Source organism: Algibacter pacificus (genome assembly GCF_008033385.1).
Classification (GTDB): Bacteria; Bacteroidota; Bacteroidia; order Flavobacteriales; family Flavobacteriaceae; genus Algibacter; species Algibacter pacificus.
In genome coordinates this window covers 22455-42906 of the sequence record NZ_VOGY01000002.1, presented here as the reverse complement: position 1 = coordinate 42906, position 20452 = coordinate 22455, and the positions used below count along the sequence as shown (strand labels likewise).

Here is a 20452-nt window from a genome sequence, read left to right as displayed (position 1 = left end):
ATGTTTATAAAGTTAAATAATTAATATTTATAATGGTTTGGTTGTAGGCATTAAGTTTATCTAAGTAACTTAGTTTTATCTCATAAGCACTTTCCAAACTCTGGATATATTGGTAGAAATCAATCTCGCCGTTTCTAAAACTTCCTTTAGCTGTTTTTAAAATTTCTTCGGAAAGTTTATCGCCTTCATTTTCATAATAGTCCAAAGCCTCTTGAAGCTGTGCTAACTGAATTTTAAGCGCTTGAAACTTTTCATTTAATTGAATTTTATACGCCTTAGATTCTGAAACTGCCACATCCTCTGCAAGACTAGCGGCTTTAATTCGAGAAGCTTGTCCACTAAAAAATATAGGAATTTTTAAACCCAATTGATATCCCGAAAGGGTTGCTCCCAACCCAGAATTAGTCCCTTGAAAATAATTAACACTAATATCTGGTAACAGTTTATAATTTTCAAAACGCCGTTCTGCTTCTTTAAGAGACACCCTGTTTTTATAATATGTCAATTCTTCACTGTCTTCAATATCTAAAATATTTAAAACTGCTTTTAATGAAGATGCTTTAGCGATTTTAATAGGCTCATCTACTTGAATTATTTTTAACAAGCCATTATAAACCAGTAAAACCTCTTTTTGAGCTTCGCTATATTTAAGACTGATTTGCTTTTGTTTCGAAGCCGCTGTAATTTTTTCTAAATAATTGGTTTCGCCAAGTTCAAAACGTCTTGCCGCCAATTTTTCAAAATTACTATACAAACTATCTAAGCGCTTATAAACACCTTCCTTCTTTTTAGCAATTTGATACGCATAATAAGCCGCTGTAACTTGCCGAGCAATTCCTTTTTTCTGAATATTATAACCACTTGAAATTAAACCATATCGCGCTTTATTAACTTTCTTTTCGGAAAAATATAGCGTTGGAAATTTAAAATCTTGCTGAATTCCAAAGACCTTTAATGGCTCATTATTACTAGCTAAATTATTCTCATCATACTCATAATACACATGTGTTTTATCAAAACTAAAAGCAGTCCCAATTAAAGCATCCGATTGTTTTACTTGTAATCTCCCAGCTTCTAATCCGGCATTATTTTCAATAGCCATAGGGATAAGGTCCTTTAATTTAACACCTGCTCTTTGTTGTGCAACTCCATTAAAAGACACCAATAATAACAATACACCTAAAACTTGTTTTGAAGGTTTCCCTCTAAGTTTACTTTTACCCCTGTTAAAACGATTAAATAAAGCATAAAGCACCGGTAAAACTATTAAGGTTAAAAAGGTTGCAGTAACCAAACCACCAATAACTACAGTAGCTAACGGACGTTGTACTTCGGCACCTGCGTTAGTAGAAATAGCCATCGGTAAAAACCCTAACGCCGCTGCAGTAGCCGTTAATAATACGGCACGTAATCTATCTTTAGTTCCTTGTTTTATTAAAGCTTCCATGCTTTCAAACCCATGATTTTTTAATTCTTTAAAATGCTCTATTAACACAATACCATTAAGTACTGCAATACCAAATAACGCGATAAACCCTACGCCTGCCGATATGCTAAAAGGCAAACCGCGAAGCCATAATAAGAGCACCCCACCAACAGCCGCTAAAGGAATTGCCGAGTAAATAATTAAAGCTTCTTTTACCGATTTAAAAGCGAAATACAACAGTATGAATATTAATACTAATGCAATAGGAACGGCAACCATTAATCTGGATTTTGCACTTTGTAAATTTTCGAACTGACCGCCATAAGTAATAGAATACCCTACAGGCAAATGGATGTTTTCATTTATTAATTTCTGAACATCGTCTACAACAGATTGTAAATCCCGATTACGTACATTAACGCCCACAACTATTCGACGTCTAGTATCATCACGAGATATTTTGGCGGCTCCTTTTCGGTAACTGATATCTGCCAATTCACTTAACGGGATTTTTCCACCGGCAGGTAAATCGATATACAAATTTTCTAAATTATCAATATCTCGTCGCTTTTCTTTATCCAGCCGTACGACTAAATCGAATCGTTTTTCACCTTCAAAAACACTACCTGCCGATTTTCCAGCAAACCCCATAGAAACCATCTCATTCAGTTCTTGAATATTAAGTCCGTATCTGGCAATTTTAGCTCGATTGTATCTTACACTCATTTCTGGTAATCCTGCAATTTTTTCAACTGAAATATCTGCGGCACCCTTTACGTTTTCTATTAAAGCACCAATCTCACTTCCTTTTTCTGCCAGAATATCCAAATCATCTCCAAAAACCTTGATGGCGATATCTGCCCGAACACCCGTAATTAATTCATTAAAACGCATTTCTATAGGCTGCGTGAATTCCACTTCCATCCCTGGAATAATAGCTAGTGCTTCTTTAAATTTATCGGCCAATTCATCTTTAGACGATGCCGAAGTCCATTCGCTTTTAGGTTTAAGCACAATAATCACGTCACTTTCTTCCATAGACATGGGATCGGTTGGTACTTCTGCCGCACCTATACGAGTGACCACTTGTTTTACTTCCGGAAACTGATTTAAAAGAATATTTTCAATTTCGGTAGCCGTTTTAACCGTATTACTTAAGCTTGTTCCTGTTTTTAAAATAGGCTGAATAACAAAATCACCTTCATCTAAAGTGGGAACAAATTCCCCGCCCATAGTAGTATATAAATACATTGAAATTGCTAAAAAAGTTCCTGCAATCCCTAAAACTAACGTTTTACTTCGTAGCGCCCAATCTATGGTTGGTTCATAAATTTTATTAAGCTCATTCATTAATTTTACAGATACATTTTTATGAGAGGCATTAGACGGTTTTAAAAATAAAGAAGCCACCACAGGAACATAAGTAAAGCAAAAAACCATGGCGCCAATGAGTGCAAAACTAAACGTTAATGCCATAGGTTTAAACATTTTACCTTCTACACCGGAAAGTGATAAAATTGGAATGAATACAATTAAAATAATAAGCTGACCAAAAATGGCAGAATTCATCATTTTTGAAGCACCTGAAATAGCTATATCATCTCTAAATTCTTGACGTCCCTCTTTTGATAAAGCATTAATTTTGTCCTTCTTTTGAGTGATTTGAAAAGCGATGAACTCCACTATAATAACAGCGCCGTCAATAATAATCCCAAAATCTATGGCGCCTAAACTCATCAAGTTAGCATCTACCCCAAAAATGTACATTAAAGACAGTGCAAAGAGCAAACACAATGGAATAACCGATGCAACCACAAGTCCAGAACGCAAATTACCGAGAAGTAAAACCACCACAAATATGACAATTAAACACCCCAAAACCAGGTTTTCAGTTACGGTAAACGTAGTTTTTGCAATAAGTTCGCTACGGTCTAAAAAAGCATTAATATAAACCCCTTCTGGCAACGATTTTGAAATTTCGGAAACACGTTCTTTTACCGCTTCAATTACTTTTTTAGAATTGGCATCTTTAAGCATCATCACTTGACCTAGCACTTTTTCGCCTTCGCCATTTCCTGTAATAGCACCAAAGCGTGTGGCACTTCCAAAGCCTACTTTAGCTACATCTTTAATATAAATGGGTAAACCATTGGTATTTTTAACAACAATATTTCGGATATCTTCTAATGAAGTAACCAAACCTTCCCCTCGAATAAAAAAGGCCTGATTTACCTTTTCGATATACCCGCCACCAGAAACACTATTATTCATTTCTAAAGCTGTAAAAACATCACGCGCGGAAATATCCATAGCATTTAGTTTTTCAGTATCTATAGCGACTTCATATTGTTTTAAAAAACCTCCCCAGGTATTAACTTCCACAACACCAGGAATCCCAGAAAGCTGCCGTCTTACCACCCAATCCTGTATGGTTCGTAAATCTTGAGCAGAATAACGGTCTTTAAATTCGGGTTTTACATCAAGAATATATTGATAAATTTCTCCTAAGCCCGTGGTAATAGGGCCCATTTCCGGTGTACCAAAACCTTTCGGAATCTTTTCGGAAGCCGACTTAATTTTTTCAGCAATAAGCTGTCTGGGTAAAAAGGTTCCCATAGCCTCATCAAAAACGATGGTAACTACGGAAAGTCCGAATTTTGAAATAGAACGAATCTCGATTACACCCGGCAAATTTGCCATCTCCAATTCGACTGGATAGGTTATAAATTGCTCCATATCTTGGGTAGATAGGTTACGAGATGTTGTGATAACTTGTACCTGATTATTTGTTACATCGGGCACAGCACCAATAGGTATTTGAGATAATGAATACAGTCCGAAACCTATAATAAAGCCTGTAAATAAAAGAACAATAAACTTATTCTTTATACTGAAATTGATAATATGTGATAACATTTTTTCATATAATAATCTGAGTGAACATTCCAAAACCAACAAACGATTAAGGAATTAAAAAAACTAAAAGCCTGTGATTACTTATGAAAGCCTTGGTGGCTGAAAAAGCCCTTCTGAATGTAGTGAAGAAGAAGATGCTTGATAATAAAATTTATGTGTGTTTAATTCTGAAAACTCAATAGGTTTTAATTCCGTTTTAGGAGTATTTAACACCACTGCAATAACTGAAGATATATGAGATTGATGATGAAAAGGTAATTGCTCGTGCTCTTCCCTTTCTTCTTGATGTTCCTTATCGTGATCTGCTTTTAATTCTCCGTAATGCTTAGAAATAAACACAAAAACATTATCACCATAACGCTGATTATGATATTGCGCATGCTGAATAAGCTCATCAATTTGTGCAATATCACCTAGACTTATCCCAAAACTTTGAATTAGAATAATGAAAGATAACGCTATGGAAAATATTTTACTCATTAATACAAAGATAATAATTTAAAACTTTCAAAATATTTATTAATATAAATTATTCTTATAGCATCATTTAAAATACCATTAGTATCTCCGGTTATAACGTAGGCTTATGCTAGCAACCATAAGTTGTTTAATTTCGTTTTATAAAAAAACTAGACCGCGATGGTGCAGGAACCATAGCATTAAAATAAGTTTTAAGGGTTTTATCATCTTTACTATTTAATGGGTCTAAACGCTTATTTTGTCCAAAACAACCTTTAGAATTAGAATATAAACCATTTGGCTTAACCAAAACCACTGCTGGCTTTACTAGCTTTATATTAGAGCCAAATGCAAGTACTAAAGGAAAAACTACGGCTAACAAAATAACCTTTCGTAAAATAATAATCAATTTTAAAAATTAAAAAAGCATATTAAGCATAATATCATAATTACCACTAAATTAATTTGTTAAAAAATAACTAAAACTTTTTATTTCTTAACATTCCCCTGTTTTCTTCTTAAAGCAATATGAAAAATTGAGATTCTAAAAACAAAAAAATCCCGCTTAAAAAGCAGGATTCTTTCAATATAATATATTTTAATAATACTTATACAAACAAAGGTTTGTTATGCATCATCTCATTTACTTTTACTTTTACAGCTTCTAAAGCAGTTTCATCTTCAAAGTTATTAATAACCTCGTCTACCAGCTCTACAATAGCAAGCATATCGGTATCATTTAAACCACGTGTAGTAATTGCAGCAACCCCTAAACGAATTCCTGAAGTTACAAACGGCGATTTATCATCAAAAGGTACCATGTTTTTATTTACCGTAATATCAGCTTTTACTAAAGCTTGCTCAGCATCTTTACCAGATAAGTTTTTGTTACGTAAATCAATTAACATACAGTGGTTATCTGTTCCTCCGGAAATAATATTATATCCTTTAGAAACTAATGCTTTTGCCATGGCCGCAGCATTTTTCTTAACTTGTAATTGGTATTGTAAAAAATCATCGGTTAAAGCTTCACCAAAAGCAATCGCTTTTGCAGCAATAATGTGCTCTAATGGACCACCTTGATTCCCTGGAAAAACAGCTGAATCTAATAAAGACGACATTTTACGTAAGTTTCCGTTTTTAAGTTTAATTCCGAAAGGGTTTTCAAAATCTTTCCCCATCATAATCATACCACCTCTTGGGCCACGTAACGTTTTATGTGTTGTAGTCGTTACAATATGACAGTGTGGTAAAGGATCGTTTAAAATACCCTTAGCTATTAAACCTGCTGGATGCGATATATCGGCCATTAAAATAGCGCCAACGCTATCTGCAATGACTCTAAAACGTTCAAAATCGATATCACGAGAATATGCCGAAGCTCCTGCGATTATTAATTTTGGTTGTTCTTTAGTAGCAACCTCTTGTATTTTATCGTAGTTTAAAACACCTGTTTCTTGCTCTACTCCGTAAAATACTGGGTTGTATAATTTACCAGAAAAATTTACAGGAGACCCGTGTGTTAAATGCCCACCGTGCGACAAATCGAATCCTAAAATTTTATCTCCCGGAGTTAAACAAGCGTGATATACAGCTGTATTGGCTTGACTTCCAGAGTGCGGTTGTACATTTACGTATGCTGCACCAAACAAAGCTTTTGCTCTATCGATAGCAATTTGTTCAACTTCATCAACCACTTCACATCCACCGTAATAACGTTTACCTGGATACCCTTCTGCATATTTATTAGTTAACACTGATCCTGCAGCTTCCATAACTTGGCTGCTTACAAAATTCTCCGAAGCAATAAGTTCTATGCCGTGTAATTGGCGTTCCTTTTCGGCTTCAATTAGTTCAAAAATTTGTTCGTCGCGTTGCATATATTGAGTTTGATAATTTTAATAAAGCGCAAAAATAACAAATAGATTAGTTAAAATAGGTAAAAAATCGTTTTTTACCTTCAACTTTTTAACCATGTTATTAACGGATAAAGAAAATTCATTTTTAAAGTAATTTTGTATTGTAAAACAAAAAAATTATGTACGTTTGATAACAATACAATAACTAGAAAACATTTTAAGATTATGCCCTTAACAGCGAACAACCCTGAAAGAATGTCCTGGCTACATGTCGATAAAAATTCCGATTTCCCTATACAAAATATTCCTTTTGGTGTCTTTTTAACCCGTGATGATATCATAACTATTGGAACCCGTATTGGAGATACAGCTATAGATTTAGGAGCTTTACATCAACTAGGATATTTTAAAGACATTCCTTTAACCGATGATATTTTTCTTCAAGATACCCTAAACGATTTTATTGCCGATGGCCGTAAAACATGGCGTTTGGTAAGAAACAGAATTGCAGAGATATTCGATGCCGAAAACGATAGTCTTAAAAGTAATAAACAACATAAAGAAGTGGTTCTTTTTCGTTTAGATGAAATAGAAATGCAACTTCCCGTTCAAATTGGTGATTATACCAATTTTTACGCAAGTAAAGAACATGCCACGAATATAGGTGCTTTTTTTAGAGGTTCAGAACAGGCGCTTTTACCTAACTGGTTACATATTCCTGTGGGCTACCATGGGCGTAGTTCTTCGATTATTCCATCGGGTATTCCAGTACATCGGCCTCAAGGGCAAACCTTACCAACCGGGGTAACGGAACCCGTCTTTGGTCCGAGTGAATCTATAGATTTCGAATTAGAAATGGCTTTTATAACGACGGATGCTAACGATTTTGGTGAACCTATTCCGGTTAATGAAGCGGAAGAACACATTTTTGGGTTGGTACTACTCAATGATTGGAGTGCTCGCGATATTCAAAAATGGGAAAGTGATCCTTTTGGTCCTTTTTTAGGAAAAAGCTTTGCTTCATCAATATCACCATGGATAGTTACTTTAGATGCCTTAGAGCCTTACCGTGTAGAAGGCCCAAAATCTCTAAAAAAACAGCTTAACTATTTAAAATATAATGGAAAAAAAAGCTACGATATAAATTTAGAAGTAGCCATACAGCCTAAAGGTGCTAAAGAAACCGTGGTCTCTAAAACAAACTTTAAGTATATCTATTGGAACATGGCACAACAACTAGCACACCATACTATAAATGGATGTCCAGTAAACTCGGGTGATATGATGGGAAGCGGTGCTATTTCTGGACCAACACCAAACAGCCTTGGCTCCTTATTAGAATTAACCTCACAAGGTAAACACCCCTTAAAAATGACAGACGGTAGCGAACGTAAATTTATAAATGATAGTGACACCGTTATTATGCGTGCACACTGTGAGAAAGATGGAACACGTATTGGTTTTGGTGAAATCTCAACAAAGCTCTTACCTGTTTACTGTAAAAACTAGAAATCCAATTTTTTAACTAAAAAAAATCTTAAAATAAAAAATCCCTTTGAAATGGTCTCAGAGGGATTTTTTGTTTGTTAAAATGTTTTTGTAATAGACTATTCTAAAGTCTTTTCATATGTAAATGTTGTAGTCGTAATAATTGTATTACCTTCGACATCAATATACTGCAAAGAGTTTTCTGTAGAAAATGCGGTGTTATCATCGTTCATCTCAATTTGGGTAAATTGAGTTGAGCAATTATATACCGTTTTTAATTCGGCATTTTCACTCAAAGCCCATGTGCCCTCTATTTCTTGAGCATTAACACAATCTACAGCAGAACTTCCTGTTGTAAACGTGTACTCTCTATTTTCACCAAAATTGTAAATTATATCTTTTGCACAATCGGTATATTGGGAAAATAAATCTGTACTTGGATTTTCAATATCGTCATCGGTTAAATCAATTTCATCCTCCGAAACCATACTTTTAAGTGTCCATTCTCCTACAAAATCAATTTCTGTACTTGTCAATTCTCCTGTAATTGCTTCTGGACAAGTAATGTCATCATTATTATCACTACAACTAACAAATAACAGACTACAAACCATTAAACTTTTCACTAATAAGATACGTTTTTTCATAATTTATTTTTTTTTATAACTATCTCTTAGATGAGGTAACCATTAAATAGTTGCGTAAAAAAATAACAAAAAATGTATCTATCTGTTTATAAAAAACTTAAAAATATAAAATATTTCTTTTTTTGTTTTGACCAAACAAAAATCTATGCTTTAAACAAATAAAGACACCCTATAAAAGGGTGTCTTTTTATATTAATTTAAAATAGTGTCAAATTTTAAATGTTTATACTTTAAAACTCGTAATGATTTGGAATAATTGAGCAAGAAATTAATGGTATCTACCTTTGGCTCAAATTTATTTTGATTTTTATTTGGTTGTTTAGAGTAAATTTTTTCCATATCGATTAAATTAAGGTTGATTTAAAAGACAAACGCAGTAAAATTTACTTTATTGTATTTTCAAAATTTAATCGGTTAACACAATGTTATGCTTCTCAATAATTTTACGCATATTTATTAGAGCGTAGCGCATACGCCCTAATGCCGTATTAATACTCACTCCCGTTCTTTCAGATATTTCTTTAAAACTCATATCCTTATAAATACGCATTAATAAAACTTCACGTTGGTCATCTGGCAGTTCATCCACCAAACGGCGTACATCGGTTTCTATTTGCGCTTTAATAATGGTTTTTTCAGCATTTAAAGTACTATCACTAAGCACCGAAAAAATACTAAACTCGCCGGTGTTATCAAACTTAGGCATACGTTTATTCTTTCTAAAAAAATCGATAACCAAATTATGAGCAATACGCATCACCCAAGGTAAAAATTTACCTTCTTCATTATACGCACCGCGTTTTAAGGTTTTTATCACCTTAATAAAAGTATCCTGAAAAATATCATCGGCAACATCGCCATCATATACTTTTGAATAAATAAAACTGTAAATTCTTTGTTTATGCTTTTCTATAAGTACTTCTAAAGCACTTTCATCGCCGTTAATATAGTTACTAATTAGCTTAGCATCTGTGATAAGTTCGTGTTTCATAATCATTACTTTTATTATAAAGAAAAGAGATTCTTTTAAATTAATTTTTTTTTAAAGTAATGTTATGCTATAGGCAAGTGTTGATTTATAATTAATTAGTTGCTTCAAATATAACAACAATCATTCCAATTAAACAAAAATTTTTATATCTATTTTAACATATTTAATACAATACAATATATTTTATAGCTGAAAGACTTATGTTATATTTGTAAATTATTCCTTTAAAAGCTTATGAATATTAATCTTTCCGAAGTTGATCCTAAACAAAATATCATTATAAAAGGTGCTAAACTACACAACCTTAAAAATATAGATGTTGTTATCCCTAGAAACAAATTGGTTGTTATTACAGGACTTTCGGGTTCTGGAAAATCCAGTTTAGCCTTCGATACGCTTTACGCGGAAGGGCAACGGCGCTATGTAGAAAGTTTGTCTAGTTATGCACGTCAGTTTTTAGGCCGACTAAATAAACCCAAGGTAGATTATATAAAAGGAATAGCTCCGGCCATTGCCATCGAGCAAAAAGTAAATTCTACCAATCCACGTTCTACGGTGGGCACAACAACCGAAATTTACGATTACTTAAAGCTTTTATTTGCAAGAATAGGAAAAACCATTTCGCCAGTTTCTGGAGATGAAGTAAAAAAAGACACCGTAACCGATGTTTTAAACTACCTAAAAACCTTTCCCGAACGCGAAAAACTTCTTCTCCTCGCGCCTATTCATTTAGAAGAAGGCCGCACTATAGAAGATAAATTAAAAGCATTAAACCAACAAGGTTACGCTAGAATAAAACTAAACGACCAAGTTGTTAGAATAGACGATGCTACTAAAATTAGTAAAAAAGACAAGATTTTATTAGTTGTAGATAGAATTATCACCAAACACGAAGAGGATTTTTATAATCGTCTAGCCGATGCCATTCAAACCGCTTTTTTTGAAGGTAAAGGTGAATGTAGCATAGAAACACTTTCAGATAATAAACAACGGACTTTTAGTAATAAATTTGAGTTAGACGGATTAAATTTCTTAGAGCCCAATGTACATTTATTCAGCTTTAACAACCCTTACGGCGCTTGCCCAACTTGCGAAGGTTACGGCGATATTGTTGGTATAGACGAAGATTTAGTGATTCCAAACACAGGACTTTCCATTTACGAAGGGGCCATTTTTGCTTGGCGCGGCGAAAGCATGAGTTGGTATAAAGACCAATTGGTAAACAACTCGCATAAATTCGATTTCCCAATACACAAACCTTATTTTGAACTTTCCGAAGCACAAAAACAACTCGTGTGGGATGGCAACCAATATTTTGAAGGCTTAAATGCCTTTTTTGCCGAGTTAGAATCTAAGGCCTATAAAATTCAAAACCGCGTCATGTTATCGCGTTACCGCGGAAAAACCAAATGCAAGACCTGTAATGGCAAACGTTTACGCGTTGAAGCCAATTATGTTAAAGTAGGCGGCGCAAGTATTTCAGATTTGGTAGAAAAACCATTGGATAAACTCGCTGATTTTTTCCATAACTTAGAATTAAACGAACACGATACCACCATTGCAAAACGCTTATTAAAAGAAATAAATAATCGTTTAGAATTTTTAGCAAATGTTGGTCTCGATTACCTGACTTTAAACCGCAAATCCAATACCCTTTCCGGTGGAGAAAGTCAGCGTATAAACCTAGCAACCTCTTTAGGAAGTAGCTTAGTGGGGTCGATGTATATTTTAGATGAACCTAGTATTGGCTTGCATCCAAAAGATACCGAACGTTTAATTATGGTTTTAAAATCCTTACGTGATTTAGGAAACACTGTGATTGTTGTGGAACACGACGAGGATATTATGAAAGCGGCCGATAACATTATCGACATTGGTCCCGAAGCCGGAACTTTTGGCGGACATGTAGTTGCCCACGGCGATTACAACGCTATTTTAGCATCCAATTCCTTAACGGCACAATACTTAAATGAAACTTTAAAAATTGAAGTGCCAAAAAAACGGAGAACCTCCAAATATTACGTGGATATAAAAGGCGCTCGCGAAAACAATCTTAAAAACATAGATGTGCGTTTTCCTTTGGGTATGCTCACCGTAATTACGGGTGTTTCTGGTAGTGGAAAAAGTACATTAGTCAAGAAAATATTATACCCCGCATTACAGAAAAAATTAACCGATTTTGGCGACAAACCGGGACAGTTTTCTAGTTTAGACGGGAATTTCACCAATATAAAGCAAATAGAATTTGTAGATCAAAATCCTATTGGGCGCTCCTCACGTTCCAATCCGGTAACCTATATAAAGGCTTACGATGATATTCGTGCGCTATTCGCGAAACAGAAATTAAGCAACATAAGGAATTACCAAGCCAAACACTTTTCTTTTAATGTCGATGGCGGACGCTGCGAAACCTGCAAAGGCGAAGGGGAAGTCACTATAGAAATGCAATTTATGGCCGATGTGCATTTGGAATGCGAAACCTGTAAAGGCAAACGCTTTAAAAAAGAAGTGCTCGAAGTAACCTTTGCCGACAAAAACATAGACGATATTTTAAACCTAACCATTGATGATGCCGTCACGTTTTTCGAAACTAACAAGCAAGACAAAATTAAGAACAAACTCCAACCGCTGCAAGATGTTGGTTTGGGTTACGTAACTCTCGGCCAAAGCTCCTCTACCCTTTCTGGTGGCGAGGCGCAGCGTATTAAACTGGCATCATTTTTAGGGAAAGGTAACAAGAAAGAAAAAGCGCTGTTTATTTTTGACGAACCTACCACGGGTCTGCATTTTCACGATATCCAAAAGCTTCTAAAATCTTTTAATGCTTTAATAGAAAACGGGCATTCCATTATTGTGGTCGAACATAATATTGAACTTATTAAATGTGCCGATTTTATTATCGATCTGGGTCCAAAAGGTGGCGAAACCGGAGGAAACATAGTAGCCACAGGAACTCCAGAAGATATTGTAAAAATTAAAACTTCGGAGATTGGAAAGTATTTGGTGGATAAGATTTAAAAATATGTTTGCAGTTGCTGTTTCAGTTTTACGTTTAAGAGAAAAATTTTATAATTAGTAAACCAGTATAAAACCTACATCTAGCTTGAAATCTATTTCCAAGTTTTAAAAAAACCAATATCCTTAATTAGTGAACTCCTGTGGTATCGGTTAGCGTTTCCATAAAAGCAATAATATCTTTAATGTCTTGTTCAGATAAATTCAATGGTGCATCAGATAAGGTTTGGTTTTCTACCGCTAAGCCGATCCCTGCTCCGCCGCCTAGATTATAAAATTCCAGAACATCTTCCAAAGTATTAAAAGAACCATTGTGCATATACGGTGCTGTTAAAGCGATATTTCTAACAGACACCGTTTTAAACGAATTTTTAAAATAGAGCTGTTTGTCTCTATTAAGTCCATTATTCATACGGCCTAAATCTTCATCTAACTTGGGGTTTATAGAGTCGAAACCTTGAGTAACTCCTAAAACTTCCGATTCGGATTCTAGGTAAAACGGAGGCACAGAACCATTAAACAAAGGTGCAAAATGACAAGTTCCGCAGGCGCCTTTTCCCATAAATATATTAAAACCACGTTTCGCATTTTCGGGGTAATTAGCAGTTTCATTTCTTACATATTTATCAAAAAGACTATTGAAGGATTTTAAAGAATTTACATAAGCAGCAATAGCATTACTAATAGAACGCTCGTTGATATCCTGCTTGCTAATACCGCCATAAGCATCTTTAAACAATTTTAAATAATTAGCGTCTTTATTGAGTTTAGAGGTAATCTCATCGAAATTTGTATTAAACTCCAAATCGTTATCAATAACATGAGCCACTTGTTTTTCCAGATCGAAAGCGCGCATATCCCAAAAATAACGTGTGGAATAGCCTGCATTAATTAATGTTGGCGAATTTCTTGCCGTAAACATGCCTTTTTGATTCGATATACTTTTTGGCAAACCATCGGTAAATCCTTTATTGGGATTATGACAGTTTAAACAGGACATTTTATTTTCATTTGAAAGTCGAGGATCTTCAAATAACAACTTCCCTAATTGAATGGTTTTAGGGTTATTTAATGGTAAATATACTAATTCTGAATAAAAATCGGGATCGAGAAAATTAACATCAAACATGTTTTTTGCTTGATAATTTTGAGCATGTTTTTTATAAGGTTCCAATTTGATATTATTCAAATTTTGAAACTCTAATAACTCTGAATATATAGGATTAACAACCTCTTTTAAAAACAGTAATCTATCAAAATCATTAAAATGTGTTTCGGGCTTTAATAAGGTTTCGCCTTTTTCAAAATGTGTCTTGATGGATTCAAATTTAGTTTTAGTCTCTAAATTCATAGCGGTTTCAAAACACAAAAATGTGGTTTTCATACTTTGTAAACTGGCATAGCTTTCTTTTAAGGCATTTGCAGAACCGGGCGTATCAAAACCAGTGACTCCCAACGTAAAAATACGCACCATCCCCGAACGCATACATTCTATAATCTGACTCGATTTTAAATGAATCGGTAAATGTATTTTTGAAATAAAATCGACCCGTTCCTTAAGATTATTTGCCAAGGTTTTTATATGCTGTAAATTTTCAGGAGTTAGATTTTCAAAAACCGCTTCATCTAAAGCTTGTAAACCACAAGGTTCGATAACCTGCTCTGCTTCAAAATATTCACTTATTTTAGGAACGGGCGCTCCATTAATATAGGTACCATTATAGTTGGTTTGATAATAATCAAAAATAAATTCGATTTTTTTATATGCCAACCGCGTCTTTTCAACTTGATTTTTCAGCTTTAATTCGTCTGAAACCATAGAACGATTAACAAGAGATGCTAGTGTGTGTACTTCAGTTTGAAAGTTCTTAAAATTATCGATATATAATGCCCCTACTTTTTCTGGAACTCCATCAAATTGATACTGAATGGTTGCCTTTTTTCCAGATAAAACAAAAAAGCAAATAACAATTACACCTACAATAATACTTGCTTTTTTCATTTGTAACGGACATTACACATACTTCTACTTTAACAACTTTATATTGTCTTTTTTCAAATAAAAACAACTAGTTAATAACACAGTGACTTATAAAATTAAACTATTATAATTTAATCGATTCGCTATATGTGTTTATATTCGTAATAATTTCGACAACATATAAGCCCTTTGAAAGTTTGCTAACAGAAATACTTTCTTTTCGGCTTTTCTTTACTAATTTACCTATGCTATTATAGAATTTAACTTTCTTTAAACGTTCATTAGGATTTACTGTAATATTTAACGTTTTCAAATGAGATTCATAAGAAACCATCGAGCTGTTTTGTTCAGGTTTATTATCATCAGCATTAAATGCTAAACCTGTTTTATTAATGGTAAAATAATCTTCAATTTCATTATTTTCGCTTATAAATTTTACGGTTAAGTTTTGTCCACCCTTACCATCATCTGCAACCTCCATAACGCAAGATCCTAGCTGATTTAACGACAAAAACATAGCTTGATGATTTAAGTCGCCACCCGATATTTTCCCTGCAGAGCCCGTAGTAATATATACCGCGCCTTCTGTAGCTTCATTTGTTTTTTGGTAGGCGCCATCGCTATCTATTTTGCCATTTCCATGCCCATTTGTCCCAACAGTATGTCCGCCTTTGGTCATTTCATCGCCATTAAATGTATTGGAAAAACCATGGTGACCATTTAAGAAATAAGAACGCTCGTAAGAGTGACTGTGTCCATTTAAAACAAGATCTATCCCGTTAGCCTCTAGCATAGGCATAAAATTTTCTCTCATTTCAATAAGTCGATCTTCGGTATCCGAATCATGAGATCCTTTGGTGTAAACCGGGTGATGGAATAAGGTTACAATCCAATCTTGAGTCGTATTCTGAATATCGTTTTCTGCCCAATTATACATAGCACCACCAATCTCACGATTGGTATGATGAGAATCTAAAATAATAAAATGAATATTGGCATAATCGAAAGAATAATAAGCTTCGGTTCCAGAAGGTATACCACCTGCTTGTCCTTTGGTTGGAAAGGTGAATATATCATAATATGGACCCGATTGTTTTTCAGAATCTGCACTTTTGCCATCATGGTTTCCTAAGCACGACCATGCCACCGATTTTTTTAGCATATTATCATAAATATCAAAAAATGCTTTTTGATATTCATCATCCTTTCCAGAGCCATAAGCGTTATCACCTAAAAACAACATCATATCGGTCTTGCCAGTATTTTCTGGACTAGTAGCCACATAATTATAATACGCATCGCGCACTGCTCTTTGGTTATTATTTCCTGTACCAGCATCGCCTAAAATCCAAGCACGAACAAATTGTTTTGTTCCTATATTTGGAGCTGTTATCACATACATATCGCCCGTAACACTTTCGGATAATACGCCTTTTTTGTTACCAATATTAAAATAATATTTTGTGTTTGCTTTTAAACCAGATAAGGTAACTTCGTGTTCCTTTGTTACATTAGAACTTGTTTTATTCATAGCTAATGCCCCCAATTCGGTACCGTAATTAACTACAGATTCCGTTGCCAAATTTGTTCTCCATTTTACAATAACACGCGTTGCTGTACCACTTTGTAAATATGGTCCTCTTTCTACTAAAACAGTTGGTTTTACGGGTTTAGTAGAACTCACTAAACTAGTTGTTGCCGTTTGTGAAAAGGAATAAGCTGTGAAAAGCAGCATTATTATAAGCGTCGTTTTTTTTATCATAATAGGTATTAATTAAGGGTGGTTTCTAAATTTTTTATTTGTGTTTGCAATCTTATTATTGAATTGGTGTTTTTAAACTTAGCATCCAATTGCTCAATAGAAATGGCAGCTAATTGCAAGGCGATATTGGCGTCTTTTGGTTTGTTTATTTTCTGTAAATATTTTGCTTTTTTGTAATACCAAAACTCCTTTCTTTTATATTGAAGAATAAAATAATTGTATTGCTCTAATACTTTTTTTACCTGATTAGACGCTTCCAAATACTCTAATTTTTTAAGTTGAAGAGATAATGTATTCAACCCAAGTTGCTTTAAACCATAGTCGATAGCCTCCAGAGCATCGTGATAGTTATTAGGGTTTTCGGCTAAGATGATATTGCTGTATTCAAGTATATCTTCTGGTCGTGTATCAACCATCTGATTTATAACATATCGGTAAGCTTTTAATGACTTTTTATAGGCTTTTAAATTGAATAATATTTGAGCTTCCAATTTTTTAGCTTTCACATTAATGGAATCTATTTCTAAATAATTCGAAATAAACTTTAAGGCTTTATTGTAGTCTTCGCTTAAATAATAAACCTCAGCCATGCTATATTTTAAATCGTTATTTGTATTCCCTAAGGATTCAGATTTTATATAATCGTTTAAAGCTTTATTATATTCAACATGTTGCTGATATAACAAACCACGTTCATAATATAGTTCAAAATTGTTTGGGCTTTTTGTGATTGCTTTTGTTTTTTCTGCAATCTGTATGCTTAAATCGCCATGTGCAAAAACAGGTATAGCTAGAAGTAAAAACGCTGTTATGAGTAGCAGGTTTTTAATATTATTGGCTATATATTTTTTATTACACATGCGTTGCTATTGGATATATTTATTTTTAAGTAATGCTTTAATATTATTTGTTGTTTCATCTTCCTCTGTATATTTCTCAATATAGTGAATTTGATTAAAAACTATTTATAGAACGAAGAAATAGATATCTCACTTCCTTTTCTAAGTTTTTAAGTTAAATTTTTATTAACATTAAACAAAATAGAACTTTTTAAATAAGTTAAACCACTATAAATTAATAACAATCAAAAAAAGATTGTTCTAAAAAAACAAAAAAAGAGATTCTTAAATTAACAACTAAGAATCTCTTAAAACTATTCTAATACGAATATCATTTAAACTCAAAAAAATAAAACTCAATCATTAAAACCTGAATAATATTCTATAATAAATCCTTATAACGATATAGATCTATTTCAAAAACCTGCCCTAATTTATTTGAAAATAAAACGATCCATGGTCCTTGAGTACAGTTATAAAAATCCGATTTACTTACGGTAACATTATTCATCTCAATCCTATTTTTTGCTATTACTCGAAATTTTTCAGTCACTTTTGACTTGTTACCATCTACATTAATCGTAGAAATAGAAATATAAGAGCTATGATTAGGGCTTGCTACGGTATGCAATGTTACTAATTTCCCATTAGGCAAATGCGTCACCACAGGACGTGTTGGGGATTCTGTTTTTGTAAGATTACAATATGGAATATTTAACCATTCCCCAGATGGTCTTCGAATTCGTAAAACAAATTGAGGCCTATCTAATTGATCCAAACTATTTTTGGAAACTAAAACTAAAGTATTATCAGATAAAACGGTTGTATTAAGATGGTCGTCTGCCGTTTTTTCTCCATTAGATATACTTATTTCAGAAGACCAAGAACTTAAGTCTTTATCATTATGATGAATACGTTCTACAATACTTTCATTATTTTGATTGGACCAAATTACAGAAACCGTATTTTTGAGTTTAGAAACTATACAAATATCATCATCACTTATATTTTCTGCCAAAACTATAGGAGAGGACCATGTTTTTCCATCATCTATCGATGACCAAACTAAAACTTGGTTATTCATATCCGAAGCAACCCACCATACACCGTTAGTATCACAAGTAATTGTGGCTGTTTCTATAGACAGACAAGATTTAGGAGTTTTCAATGTTATAACATCTTCCTGTTTGTAAACAGATTTATTATTAGATCTAAGTTTTAAAACTTTTATTTGACAATTCTCTACCAAAACAGCCATAGCTATTCCCTTATTGGCATAAACATCTGCCTTCCCAGGCTGCCCCAAGAATTCTTCACTTAATACAGGTTCACTTGTCCATTCATTACTCGTCCTTTTCCACAAACTCGGCCCTTTTTTATCAGGAAGTAGCGCCCACCAAGCAGCCTTTGAATACCAAATTTTTGATTGAGGCTTGTCGTTAGTAGGATCTGGTTGCCCGACCTCAAATACTGGATTAACCTCAATAATAATTGGCCTTTTTTGCTTTTCACAACTAAAAAGACAAATACCTAAAAATAACTGTAAAAAACATGTACGTATTACCATTTTAATATTCTGGATTTTGTTTTATTTTATCTGGATTTACATCTATTTGTGACTGAGGAATAGGATATAAAAGCTGATAATTACTTATGCCACCATTTTGGGAAGACATCACTTCAATAGCACGTTTTGTTCTAACCAAATCAAACCACCGATGTCCTTCAAAAGCAAGTTCGACTCTTCTTTCTTGCTCCAAAGCTAACCTGAATTCTTCTTGGTTACTGATTAATAATTCTGGATTAGAGTTATTAGATGTTTTATCTAATAATCCTGCTCGATTTCTTATTAAATTAAGATACTTAAAGGCTTCTCCATTTGCCTGATACCCTATTTCATTTAGAGCCTCTGCATACATTAACAATACATCTGCATATCTTATAACTGGCCAATTATCATCCGAACCAGAAGCTGTATTTGCTGGGAAATCTGAATATTTTGTACAAAACCTCCCCTCAAGACCAGTAATCTCATCATCGCCAGATGTCCAACTTTCTTGAATAGATATGTTTTTTCTAATATCTCCTGTTTCATATGCAGCGATCATATCTTCAGTAGGGATATTATATCCTCCACTAGCTGTGATAACCCCCATATTAACATATCCATAAGGAAAAAAACGTTCGGCATAATTAGAAGCAGTATCATAAGTGTCACTAGCCTCCATTTGTACATCAAAAATAGATTCGGCATGATTTTCCTTACTTACATCCCATAAATCTGCATAATTATCCAAAAGTTTATATCTTCCGGTTTGTATGAGTTCTATCAACTTTTCCTTAGCTGAATTATAGTTACCAATAGTTAAATAAACTTTCCCTAACATAGCTAATGCTGCTCCTTGGGTTGCTCGCCCAATTTCATCTTCATTTACAGAAACGGGAAGTGTTTCTTTAGCATAACTAAAATCTTCAACTATTTGTTCATACACCTCTTGAACTTCATTTCTTCCATAAGAATAAGATTCTTCTATCGATGTCAGGTTTTTTGTTACAAGAGGTACTGCACCAAATACCCGAACTAGATTAAAATAGAATATCCCTCTCAAAAATGTACATTCACCCTTAATACGTTTTTTATCATTTTCATCCATACTAATATCTTCTATTTTAGAAAGAATAAGGTTAACTCTTGAAATTCCTTCATAATGATCATCCCAAGTATCTTCATATAAAGAAAATGTAGCCTGTGTACGAAACTCTGAAAGCGCATAATAATTAGCTCTCGAACTAGCAGTCGATCCCATTTCAGCATTATCAGAACGTAACTCTCCTAATATCGGCATACTAGTACCATATACTCCACTCAATGTAAGGGCAGAATAACTGCCGTTAATTGCTCTTTCTATATCTTCTTGATTCTTAAAAAATGTTTCAACATTTGCATTCGACTTTGGTGAAAGATCAATAAAATCCTCAGAACAGCTATTGGTTAGTATTAATGTAACTAACAATAACAATTTATAAACATTGGTTTTAATATTAATTTTATTCATTTTAAATAATGAT

Annotated in this window: 13 protein-coding genes; 2 read left to right on the top strand and 11 right to left on the bottom strand. The window is 33.6% G+C overall.

The window, feature by feature from the left end:
* Positions 1 to 4 precede the first annotated feature (4 nt).
* The 4 genes from FQU21_RS03305 to glyA form a co-directional block, all read right to left on the bottom strand.
* Positions 5 to 4342, bottom strand: a complete 4338-nt coding sequence (locus FQU21_RS03305) for a CusA/CzcA family heavy metal efflux RND transporter (RefSeq protein ID WP_147676612.1) — start codon at positions 4340 to 4342, stop codon at positions 5 to 7.
* Positions 4343 to 4423: 81 nt separating this feature from the next.
* Positions 4424 to 4822 carry a hypothetical protein gene (locus tag FQU21_RS03300; protein ID WP_147676611.1) on the bottom strand — a complete coding sequence of 133 codons (399 nt, stop codon included), beginning with the start codon at positions 4820 to 4822 and terminating at the stop codon, positions 4424 to 4426.
* A 127-nt stretch (positions 4823 to 4949) separates the two neighbouring features.
* Positions 4950 to 5210 carry a hypothetical protein gene (locus tag FQU21_RS03295; RefSeq protein WP_147676610.1) on the bottom strand — a complete coding sequence of 87 codons (261 nt, stop codon included), beginning with the start codon at positions 5208 to 5210 and terminating at the stop codon, positions 4950 to 4952.
* Positions 5211 to 5409: 199 nt separating this feature from the next.
* Positions 5410 to 6681, bottom strand: a complete 1272-nt coding sequence (gene glyA, locus FQU21_RS03290) for a serine hydroxymethyltransferase (RefSeq protein ID WP_147676609.1) — start codon at positions 6679 to 6681, stop codon at positions 5410 to 5412.
* Positions 6682 to 6885: 204 nt separating this feature from the next.
* Here glyA and fahA point away from each other — a divergent pair, with 204 nt between their 5' ends.
* Positions 6886 to 8169, top strand: coding sequence for a fumarylacetoacetase (gene fahA / locus FQU21_RS03285; protein WP_147676608.1), 1284 nt, complete (start codon positions 6886 to 6888; stop codon positions 8167 to 8169).
* A gap of 98 nt (positions 8170 to 8267) precedes the next feature.
* On the opposite strand, the gene FQU21_RS03280 is transcribed toward fahA, so the two are convergent.
* Complete coding sequence (locus tag FQU21_RS03280) at positions 8268 to 8795, bottom strand: DUF5004 domain-containing protein (RefSeq protein WP_147676607.1); 528 nt, start codon at positions 8793 to 8795, stop codon at positions 8268 to 8270.
* A 406-nt stretch (positions 8796 to 9201) separates the two neighbouring features.
* Positions 9202 to 9786, bottom strand: coding sequence for an RNA polymerase sigma factor (locus tag FQU21_RS03275; protein ID WP_147676606.1), 585 nt, complete (start codon positions 9784 to 9786; stop codon positions 9202 to 9204).
* A gap of 234 nt (positions 9787 to 10020) precedes the next feature.
* On the opposite strand from FQU21_RS03275, the gene uvrA reads away from it, so the two are divergent.
* Positions 10021 to 12804 carry an excinuclease ABC subunit UvrA gene (gene uvrA / locus FQU21_RS03270; RefSeq protein WP_147676605.1) on the top strand — a complete coding sequence of 928 codons (2784 nt, stop codon included), beginning with the start codon at positions 10021 to 10023 and terminating at the stop codon, positions 12802 to 12804.
* 127 nt (positions 12805 to 12931) lie between these two features.
* On the opposite strand, the gene FQU21_RS03265 is transcribed toward uvrA, so the two are convergent.
* The 5 genes from FQU21_RS03265 to FQU21_RS03245 all read right to left on the bottom strand — a co-directional run bounded on the left by FQU21_RS03265 (position 12932) and on the right by FQU21_RS03245 (position 20439).
* The gene (locus FQU21_RS03265; protein WP_147676604.1) at positions 12932 to 14803 is read right to left on the bottom strand and encodes a cytochrome-c peroxidase; all 1872 of its coding nucleotides are present in this window, start codon (positions 14801 to 14803) and stop codon (positions 12932 to 12934) included.
* Positions 14804 to 14906: 103 nt separating this feature from the next.
* A complete protein-coding gene (locus FQU21_RS03260) occupies positions 14907 to 16517 on the bottom strand; it encodes a metallophosphoesterase (protein WP_187269310.1) in 1611 nt (536 codons plus the stop codon).
* A 35-nt stretch (positions 16518 to 16552) separates the two neighbouring features.
* Positions 16553 to 17404, bottom strand: a complete 852-nt coding sequence (locus FQU21_RS03255) for a tetratricopeptide repeat protein (RefSeq protein WP_147676602.1) — start codon at positions 17402 to 17404, stop codon at positions 16553 to 16555.
* A gap of 361 nt (positions 17405 to 17765) precedes the next feature.
* The gene (locus FQU21_RS03250) at positions 17766 to 18950 is read right to left on the bottom strand and encodes a hypothetical protein (RefSeq protein ID WP_147676601.1); all 1185 of its coding nucleotides are present in this window, start codon (positions 18948 to 18950) and stop codon (positions 17766 to 17768) included.
* A gap of 1 nt (position 18951) precedes the next feature.
* Positions 18952 to 20439, bottom strand: a complete 1488-nt coding sequence (locus tag FQU21_RS03245; RefSeq protein ID WP_147676600.1) for a RagB/SusD family nutrient uptake outer membrane protein — start codon at positions 20437 to 20439, stop codon at positions 18952 to 18954.
* Positions 20440 to 20452 lie beyond the last annotated feature (13 nt).

Coding starts and splice junctions, on each gene's coding strand:
- fahA (WP_147676608.1), top strand. CDS start 6,886: ATGCCCTTAACAGCGAACAACCCTGAAAGAATGTCCTGGCTACATGTC.
- glyA (WP_147676609.1), bottom strand. CDS start 6,681: ATGCAACGCGACGAACAAATTTTTGAACTAATTGAAGCCGAAAAGGAA.
- FQU21_RS03275 (WP_147676606.1), bottom strand. CDS start 9,786: ATGAAACACGAACTTATCACAGATGCTAAGCTAATTAGTAACTATATT.
- FQU21_RS03280 (WP_147676607.1), bottom strand. CDS start 8,795: ATGAAAAAACGTATCTTATTAGTGAAAAGTTTAATGGTTTGTAGTCTG.
- uvrA (WP_147676605.1), top strand. CDS start 10,021: ATGAATATTAATCTTTCCGAAGTTGATCCTAAACAAAATATCATTATA.
- FQU21_RS03265 (WP_147676604.1), bottom strand. CDS start 14,803: ATGAAAAAAGCAAGTATTATTGTAGGTGTAATTGTTATTTGCTTTTTT.
- FQU21_RS03260 (WP_187269310.1), bottom strand. CDS start 16,517: ATGCTGCTTTTCACAGCTTATTCCTTTTCACAAACGGCAACAACTAGT.
- FQU21_RS03245 (WP_147676600.1), bottom strand. CDS start 20,439: ATGAATAAAATTAATATTAAAACCAATGTTTATAAATTGTTATTGTTA.
- FQU21_RS03305 (WP_147676612.1), bottom strand. CDS start 4,342: ATGTTATCACATATTATCAATTTCAGTATAAAGAATAAGTTTATTGTT.
- FQU21_RS03255 (WP_147676602.1), bottom strand. CDS start 17,404: ATGTGTAATAAAAAATATATAGCCAATAATATTAAAAACCTGCTACTC.
- FQU21_RS03300 (WP_147676611.1), bottom strand. CDS start 4,822: ATGAGTAAAATATTTTCCATAGCGTTATCTTTCATTATTCTAATTCAA.
- FQU21_RS03250 (WP_147676601.1), bottom strand. CDS start 18,950: ATGGTAATACGTACATGTTTTTTACAGTTATTTTTAGGTATTTGTCTT.